Here is a 3,435-nt window from a genome sequence, read left to right on the forward strand (position 1 = left end):
CTTAGGGTATTAGATTTTTTTTTCACCATCATAAACAACCACTTAAGTATTAATAATATATCATTGCTAAACAATAGTTGTCGAGACTTTCTCTTGTAGCGCACTAAACGACTTATCATCAAGGGGGAAAACACAGTAATTATGTCTCAATTATCCCCTTGTCCCTAATTGTCAACCAACTAAAACTTATTCATTATGGCTATTTAGCTAATTAAATGAGCAAGTTTAAGCAGTAATGAGTAGATATTTTTCAACTGTATTTAGCCCTCTATATTTTTAGCTGTTGCTTTGAGTTTATCTTCTGTACTCATAATTAATTTTTTCTCTTTATTTCGTTAACATTTATATCCTATCTACTTATATAAGTCTTCGCTTCTATCTGAGGTTATGTAATACTAAATAGTCACTCACTATAGCGAGTGACTATTTAGTATTGATTATTGAACAGAGAATTTTTATTGGGGAGTTTTTTGTAAATCAGGACGCTCTTCTGCAACAATCGCGCCTTCTACTGGACAAACTTGCAGACAAATACCGCAATCAATACAGGTAGAAAAGTCAATCCAATACCAATCTGTTCCTTTAGTATTTTTACCTGGTCCAGGATGGATACAAGCCACAGGGCAAGCATCCACACAATCTGCTACTCCTTCACATGTTTCTGTAAGAATTGTATGAGGCACTTTTGTTTTTACTCTAACGAACTACTTAACATAATTTTACAATTAACTTGCTCAAAAACCCAGTTAAGATAAATATTCTATTTTAGGTATTCCTTGACTATTTACCCAAGCTAGATTGCGAATGCGACAACTACTCGCATAAGCTTTAATTTCATCTTGATCTCTGCCACCTAATTCTAATTCTACTCTGACTAAATTAGCTGACTTACGTAATTTCTCAGCATAAACTAAAGCGGCACTGGAGGCTTCAGGAGTTGCAGGGATGACTAGCCAATTACTAGGGGTGGTCTGTTTTGGTAACTGATTAGTAGAAAGCAGACAAGCGTGTAAATCTTCGATATTTATAGCAAAACCAATACCGGGAGAAGTTTTCTTCTGGGGATGATAAATACCTAGTAATTGATCGTATCTGCCTCCTTGTCCAATAATTCGCCACTGGTTATTGGTGTAGCCAACTATTTTAAAACTGATCCCTGTATAGTAATCTATGGTTTGCAGTAAGCTAAGATCTAATACTAGGGGAACAGATTTGGTTTTTTCCACTAATTGAGTAAGTGATTGTAAATCATTGACTATTTCTGTTACTTCTGGGTTTAATTCTAGATTGGCTAGTTTGCTAATTACTGTGTTAGCTTCTCCTCGCAAGTCTAGTATTAATAATGCTTTTTCTTTTAACTTCGAGCTTAGGGGCAAATTTTCTAAACTAATACGATCTAAGTTAGCAATGCACTTACGCACTTGGGGTCTAATTTCTTCTGGAAAACTCCTGAGAAGCGATCGCGTCAACCCAGCTTCTCCCAGAATAATTTGCCATTTTTCCACCCCAACTTTTTCTAAACAGTCTACTGCTAATAGGAGTATTTCTGCATCTGCTAGTTTTCCTGGGGCAAATAGTAATTCCACTCCCGCTTGATAAAATTCCAGTTGTTTCCCGTGATATCCTGTTGGGGGTTTGCGGAAGACGTTCGCACGATAGCACAGTCTTTGGGGATATGTGTTACCTGCCATTCTCGTGACGGCTGCCCTAGCAATTGACGCTGTCAATTCTGGACGCAATCCCAGGGTAGCTTCTCCCTGTTGTAATTGAATCACCGTGTTTAAATCGATTGCATCTCCTGCCGTTAATGTTTCTACTGATTCTAATGTAGAAGTAACAATTCTTTGATAACCCCAACTTGCGAAAATTTGCTGTAGTTTATCGTTTATCCATGATTTCTGAGCAACTTCTAGGGGTAATAAATCCCTAGCCCCTGCTGGTGGTTGATGAATCATAACTTATGTTTTTTTGTTATTTATTTTTGCCACTGAATAAACTACTAAACCTTCCTAAAGCTGATTTATTTTTCTTTGGTCCTGCTTTAGTGTTTTTCTTGTTTTTGTCTAGTTTTTCTTTGGCCTCTTTTACTATATTATCGTTTGGGTCTGTTTGCCAAGCTTTGTCTATGTGAATTTTTGCCATACTCATATTATTTTGCTCTAGGTATACTAATCCTAATAATCCGTGACAACTACTATTATTTGGATCTATTTTTAGAGCATCTCTCAATTCTAAAATTGCCTCTTTGTATTTTTCTATTTGTTTATACTCTTCCGCTCTTTTTACATAGGTATCTATTTGTGATTCTTTGCTTTCTGTTTGTTCTTCTTCTGTATTATTTTCTGTCTTATGGGCTGCTGTGTCAGCTACTTTTGAGTCTTGATTTAAATTTTGTTTTTTTCTTTTTGACTGTTTTTGCGCTTCTTTTAATACTAAGTAAACTAGGTTAATTTCGCTGATTTGAGCAATTCTTTCTGTAATTGTCTCTACATGAGTATATTCTTTTTCTCCTAAAGTATTTATGAGCTTTTCATAAACTTCGTCTAATCTTTCCCCCGCTTTGGCTAAAATTTTCACCATGTTTGTAGACAAAGTCATTTGTCTTTTTTCTCTCACCATAGCGTTAGTTTTTTGAGCTAATAATAATTGATGTTCTGCCATTAAGTTTTGTGTAGTTAGATTTTTATAGGCAGGATTTATTAACTTAGCTAAAATTTTATTAGCTTCTTCTTTTTTTCTTTCATTATCGTATTTACAGGTATCTGGATGAAGTATCGGAACAATTTTTAGATATCTTGTTCTAATTTCTTCTACATCTGCATTTATTTGTACTCCTAAAATTGCATGATAATCAGTAATACCTAGTTTGAAAAGTCCTTTTTTAATTGTTAATGACATAGTGCTTTTGGTCCATTTCTTGAAGGTTTATTAAAACATGGTTGAGATTTTTCTGCTTTTGAAGCAGTGATAACTTTCAGTTAAGGCAGAAGATAAATGCTTGTTCTTTTATTATTAACGACAACTCTCATAAGATTCTTATTGTTTTTTCTTCTTTGAAACTAAGCATTTTCTCGTAATGGTTTTTCAGTGAAAGACATAGTTTAAGTAAAAACACTGTTCAATTAGCTAAAAGTTTTTTTTTATTTAATTTAATTTTAATACTTTTATTGCAATTACTCCACCTAACTATAAATTAATTAAATTATTGTAACTGTTCAGGGTGGGTAAGACTCAGATCTTGCACCTTTGCCAAAAGTTGCTGGTGGTGATTGAGTAAGGAGTAATGAGTAAGGAGTAAGGAGTAAGGAGTCTTGAAGTCTTTACGTCTTTAAGTTTTGAAGTAAAAGAATTGATGCTCAACGCTTAAAAATTGGTTGACCAAAAAAATAAGGTTACAAGCCCACTCCTTTAGGGGTGAAAGAAAAAAACTATATT

At 34.1% G+C, this 3,435-nt stretch carries 3 protein-coding genes; all 3 read right to left on the bottom strand.

What is annotated here, in order from left to right; genetic code table 11:
- Positions 1-455 precede the first annotated feature (455 nt).
- The 3 genes from MW688_RS05875 to MW688_RS05885 all read right to left on the bottom strand — a co-directional run bounded on the left by MW688_RS05875 (position 456) and on the right by MW688_RS05885 (position 2,898).
- A complete protein-coding gene (locus tag MW688_RS05875) occupies positions 456-683 on the bottom strand; it encodes a ferredoxin family protein (protein WP_486735003.1) in 228 nt (75 codons plus the stop codon).
- 63 nt (positions 684-746) lie between these two features.
- On the bottom strand, positions 747-1,955 hold the full coding sequence (locus tag MW688_RS05880; protein WP_486735004.1) for an ATP phosphoribosyltransferase regulatory subunit: 1,209 nt from the start codon (positions 1,953-1,955) through the stop codon (positions 747-749).
- A gap of 16 nt (positions 1,956-1,971) precedes the next feature.
- Complete coding sequence (locus MW688_RS05885; protein WP_486735005.1) at positions 1,972-2,898, bottom strand: J domain-containing protein; 927 nt, start codon at positions 2,896-2,898, stop codon at positions 1,972-1,974.
- Between the last annotated feature and the right edge of the window lie 537 nt (positions 2,899-3,435).

It is taken from the genome of Johannesbaptistia floridana (assembly GCF_057440575.1).

What these genes read in the sequence shown, in the direction of transcription:
- MW688_RS05885 (WP_486735005.1), bottom strand. Translation starts at nt 2,898, where the DNA reads ATGTCATTAACAATTAAAAAAGGACTTTTCAAACTAGGTATTACTGAT.
- MW688_RS05880 (WP_486735004.1), bottom strand. Translation starts at nt 1,955, where the DNA reads ATGATTCATCAACCACCAGCAGGGGCTAGGGATTTATTACCCCTAGAA.